Here is a 5,454-nt window from a genome sequence, read left to right on the forward strand (position 1 = left end):
GCCGACCATGCCACGCGCCTCGTCGATGTCACCATCACCGTGCAGCCGGGCCGCAGGGCGGCCTTCGGGCCGGTCGCCGTCACCGGCGCGGAAACGCTCGATCCCGATTTCCTGCGCCGCCAGACCGGGCTGGTCGAAGGCGAAGAATACGACCCCGACGAACTGGCGCTGGCCAAGAAGCGCCTCGACCGGCTGGAAGTGTTCCGCTCGGCGCGATTGGAAGCGGCCGAATCGATCGGGGCCGACGGGCTGCTGCCTTACAATCTCATCGTGCAGGAACTGCCGGGCCGCCGCTTCGGGGTGGGCGCCACCTATTCCAGCGTCGACGGGTTGGGGCTGGAAGCCTTCCACCTCTGGCGCAATCTGTTCGGCCAGGCCGAAAGGCTGCGGCTCGATGCGCGCATCGCCAGCATCGCCTGGCCGCTCGACACCGACAAATTCGACTATTTCTTCGGCGGCACCTTCACCAAGCCGGGAATCTTCACTCCCGACACCGACCTTATCGCTACCATATCGGCCGAGCGCACGCTTTACCCCACCTATAGCGAAACCTCGGCCAATGGCCGGGTGGGGCTGAGCCATATCCTTTCGGACAACATCACCCTCGAAGGGGGCGGGCAGTTCGAGCTCAGCCGGTTCGACGACAGCTTCGGCTTCCGCGAGTTCCGCATCGCCGGGGCCTATGGCGGGGCGGTGCTCGATTATCGCAACGACACGGTCAATCCCACCCAGGGCTGGTATGCCGCGGCCAATCTCGAACCCTTCTACGAGTTCAACCACGGCAATGTCGCCGGGCGCGCCACGGTGGAGGCGCGCGGCTATATCGGCTTCGGCGAGGACGATCCGTTCGTGCTGGCGGGGCGTTTCAAGGCCGGCGTTCTGGTGGGGCCGAGCCTGGCGGAAATTCCGCCCAGCCGGCTGTTCTTCGCCGGTGGCGGCGGCTCGGTTCGCGGCTATGGGTTCAAGTCCATCGGCGTGGACGATGGCACCGGCAAGGTCACCGGCGGGCGCTATCTGCTCGAAGGCTCGGTCGAGGCGCGCGCCAAGGTGACCCAGGATATCGGCGTGGTCGGCTTCCTCGATGGCGGCTATGTCGCCGCCGACGTCTTCCCCTCGCTGGAGGATCTGCGCCTGGGGGCGGGGGTGGGCCTGCGCTATTATACCGGGCTGGGGCCGTTGCGCCTCGATGTCGCCGTGCCGCTCAACAAGCGTGCGGGAGACCCCGACTACGCGCTTTATATCGGCATAGGACAGGCATTCTGATGGCCCGGCGCATGTTCACCCGCCGGCGGCTGCTGGCCGTCGCCCTGCTGGCCGGGCTGGCGGTTCCCGCCGTCATCACCGCCCAGGACGTGCTCAGCCTCGACAATGACGAGCAGAAGGACTGGCTCACCAGTTTCGTCGAGGATCGCCTGTCGACGCCGGAGCGCCAGATCCGCCTCTCCAATATCGAGGGTGCCCTGGGCTCGGACGTCTCCATCCGCCAAATCACCATTGCCGACGAAGAGGGCGTGTGGCTGCGCATCGACAATGCGAGCCTGAACTGGAACCAGGCGGCCCTGTTCACCGGCCGGCTGGAGGTGCGCTCGCTCAAGGCCGATTCCATCGACTATATCCGCAACGCCGTGCCAGCCGAGGCGCCGGCGGCCGACCTGCCGGCCCCCGAGGCCGGTGGGTTCGCGGTGCCGCAATTTCCGGTCGCCATCGTCCTCGACGAATTGAGCGTGCCCTCGGTGCGCTTCGGCGAATCGGTGTTCGGGCTGGCGGCGGAAATGTCGCTTTCCGGGGCGATGACGCTCGATGGCGGCAATCTCGACGCCAATCTCGACATCGTGCGCCTCGATGGGCCGGGCGGCCAGCTCGACCTCGATGTCGCCTACGCCAATGCCGACAGCACCATCGATCTCGACCTGTCGCTGGTGGAGCCGGAAAACGGCGTCATCGCCAATCTGCTCAATATCGAAAATCGCCCCGCCATGACGCTCAAGCTGGCCGGGGCCGGGCCGATTTCCAACCTTAATGCGCAATTGCAGCTTCTGGCCGATGGGCGCGAGGCGCTGGCGGGCACCGCCAGCCTGGCCCAGGGCGCCGAGGGGCTGGCCATTGCCGCCGATCTGGGCGGGCCGCTTTCCACACTGATGGCCGCGCCCTATCGCCCCTTTTTCGGCGCCGATACGCGGCTGAGCGCGCGGGCGCTGCTGCGCCAGGGCGGCGGGCTGAGCCTTTCCGATATCCATCTCACCGGCGGCCAGCTCGCGCTCGATGCGGCGGCGGAAACCGGGCCGGACAATTTCCTGACCGCGCTCACCCTTGACGCGCGCGTCGCCGATCCGTCCGGGCAGCCGGTAGTGCTGCCGGTGCCGGGAGCGGCGACGCTTCTGGATTCCGCCGGCCTCAAGATCGATTTCGGTGGCGCGGCGGGCGAAAACTGGTCGGCCGATCTCGATGTCGCCGGCTTTGCCATGCCCGATTTCGCCGCGCGGCAACTGACCCTGGCGGTGGGGGGTATCGCCGCCAATCTGCAAGACCCGGCCAGCCGGCGCGTCACCTTCAATGGCGATGGGCAACTCGCCGGCATTTCCGGTTCGCCCGAGATCGAGGCTGCCTTGGGCGGCGGCGTCGGCATCGGGATCGCCGGGCTGTGGAACGCGGGCGAGAAGGTGCAGCTGGCCCAGTTCCGTCTGGTCGGGGCGGCGCTGACCGCCATGATGCAGGGCGAGCTTTCCGGCCTCGACTTTACCGGCGATATCACGCTCGATACCGCCAGCATCGCGCCGTTCTCCGGCCTTGCCGGGCGCGAGCTGGATGGCGCGCTGGCGCTGAAGGCCACGGGCTCCGTGCTCCCGCTCAGCGGCGGGTTCGATCTCGTGCTCGATGGCACGGGGCGCAATCTTTCCATCGGCGATGACGTGGCCGACCGGCTGCTGGCCGGCACGGTGTCGCTTTCGGGGCGGGTGGCGCGCAGCGAAGCCGGGTTGGAGGCGGAAAATTTCCGCCTCGGCAATGCCCAGGTGCAATTGGCGGCCGATGGCAATTATGCCAGCAGCGGCGCCGATTTCGGCTTCCAGCTCAACCTCGCCGATCTGGCCCTGCTTTCCGACCAGGCCAGCGGCGCGCTCAGCCTCACCGGCACGGCCAGGGGCCAGGACACCATCGCGCTCAATCTCGATGCCGCCCTTCCCACCGGCACGCTGGCGGGCCGGGCGCTGCGCGACGGCCGGCTCGGCTTTGCCGGAACCAGCGGCGCGCAGGGGCTGGCCGGGGCCATCAGCGGCGCGGCGGCGCTGGACGGCTTTGCCACCACGCTGGCCGCCAATCTGGGGCTGACCGAAACGCTTCAGACGCTGGATGCCATCGACTTCCAGGCGGCGGGCACCCGCGTTACTGGCGGGGTATCGCGCGCGGTGGAAAGCGGGCTCTTTACCGGCGGGCTCAGCGTGGTTTCGCCCGATATTTCGCTGCCGGCGGCGCTGGCGCTGATCGAGGCGCAGGGAGCGCTCAATGCCGAATTGCGCCTTGCCCCGGAAGCGGGCAAGCAGGGCGCCAGCCTGCGCGGCGATATCAGCAATCTGTCCGCCAATGGCATCCGCATCGGCGCCGCCGATATCGAGGCGCGCATTGGCGACCTTTTCGGCGTACCGGCCGTGGATGGGCGCGTCAATGCCAGCAAAATGGTGGCCGGCGGCGTCGAGATCAGCCGGCTCACCGCCACGGCTAATCAAGCGGGCGATACCACCAATTTCGCCGCCCAGGCGAACCTGGCCATCGGCACCGATATCGACCTGGCCGGCGCGCTGTCGCCCTATCAGGACGGCTACCGGCTGGCGCTGGAGCGGGCGCAACTGGTGCAGGGCCAGCTTTCGGCCCGGCTGGCGCGGCCCAGCGTGTTGCAGGTATCGGGCGGCGGCGTCAGCCTGGATGGGCTGCGCTTCGATGTCGGCTCCGGCGCGCTCACCGCCAGTGGCAGCGCCGGCGAGCGGCTCGACCTGACGCTGGATATTTCCGCTCTGCCGCTCTCCATCGCCAATGCGATCATGCCCGAACTGGGTCTGGCCGGCACGGTGACGGGGCAGGCGCGCGTTCGGGGCGCGGCCAGCGATCCGCAGGTCGGGTTCGAGGCGCGCGCCAGCGGCATCAATGCCGCCGCCATCAGCGAATTCGGCATCGCCCCGCTCACCCTGTCCACCAGCGGCAGCTTCCGCGACGGGCGGGTAGAGATCGCCGCGCTCAGCGCCGATGGCGCCGGCGGGCTCACCCTGCGCGGCAGCGGCACCGTTCCCCTTGCCGGGGCCGGGCTCGATGTCGCGGTCACCGGCTCGGCGCCGCTGGTTCTGGGCAACCGCTTCCTCATCGATCGCGGCGGGCAGTTGAGCGGCGTGCTCCAGCTCGATGCAAAGGTCAGCGGGCGCCTGGACGATCCGCGCTTTTCCGGCCGCGTCACCACTTCGGGGGCTGGCTATGTCGATCCGGAGCTCAATCTGCGCCTCACCAACATCACCGGCGCGGCGCGGCTGGCCGGCACCGACCTCACCATCGAATCGCTGGCGGCCGAACTGGCCACCGGCGGGGCGCTGTCGGCTTCGGGCACGGTGGGGCTTTCGGGGCAATTCCCCGCCGATATTCGCCTCGGGGTGCGCTCGGCGCGCTATGCCGACGGCAATCTGTTCGTCGCCACGGTGTCGGGCGATCTGGCGCTCAATGGCAATCTCACCGGCTCGCCGGTGCTCAGCGGCCAGGTGGGGGTGGAGCAGGCCAATATCACCGTGCCGGAAAGGGTCGGCGGCGGGGCCGAGCTGAGCAGTGTCGCTCATCGCCGCGCCCCGGCGGCGGTGGAGCAGAGCCTGGCCCGCGCCCGCATCGACGAGCGCAGCGGCGCGCCCATTCCGCAGTCCAAGCCCACCGGGCTCTGGCTCGACGTCACCGTCAACGCGCCCAACCAGATCTTCATTCGCGGGCGCGGGCTCGATGCGGAAGTGGGCGGCTCGGTGCGGCTTCTGGGCCCGGTCAGCAATATCCAGCCGGTGGGCGCCTTCTCACTCAATCGCGGCCGGCTCTCCATTCTGGGCCAGCGGCTCGATTTCGACAGCGGCGAGGTGACCCTGGTGGGCGATCTCGACCCGATGCTCAATTTCGTCGCCCGCACCCAGGGCGAGGACATCACCGTCTTCGTCACCGTGTCGGGCCGCGCCTCCGACATCGATGTCAGCTTCACCTCCAGCCCGATGCTGCCCCAGGACGAGGTGCTGAGCCGGCTGATCTTCAAGCGTTCCATGGGCGAGCTGTCGCCGCTGCAACTGGCCAAGCTGGCCGCCGCCGCGGGCGAGCTGATGGGCGGCGGCGGAGGCGGGCTGGTCGACAGCCTGCGCGGCGCGGCGGGGCTGGCCGATCTCGACGTGGTCACCGACGAGAAGGGCAATGTGGCGGTGCAGGCCGGCACCTATATCCAGGACAATA

Annotated in this window: 2 protein-coding genes; both read left to right on the forward strand. The window is 68.9% G+C overall.

The window, feature by feature from the left end:
- The coding region (locus tag VDP82_RS13230) for an autotransporter assembly complex protein TamA (RefSeq protein WP_323015316.1) at positions 1 to 1,263 on the forward strand (1,263 nt) is incomplete at its 5' end.
- Positions 1,263 to 5,454, forward strand: a 4,192-nt coding sequence (locus VDP82_RS13235; RefSeq protein WP_323015317.1) for a translocation/assembly module TamB domain-containing protein, incomplete at its 3' end; no start/stop codon positions are given. The genes VDP82_RS13230 and VDP82_RS13235, both read left to right, overlap by 1 nt.

This window comes from Devosia sp. (assembly GCF_034675085.1).
Lineage (GTDB): Bacteria > Pseudomonadota > Alphaproteobacteria > Rhizobiales > Devosiaceae > Devosia.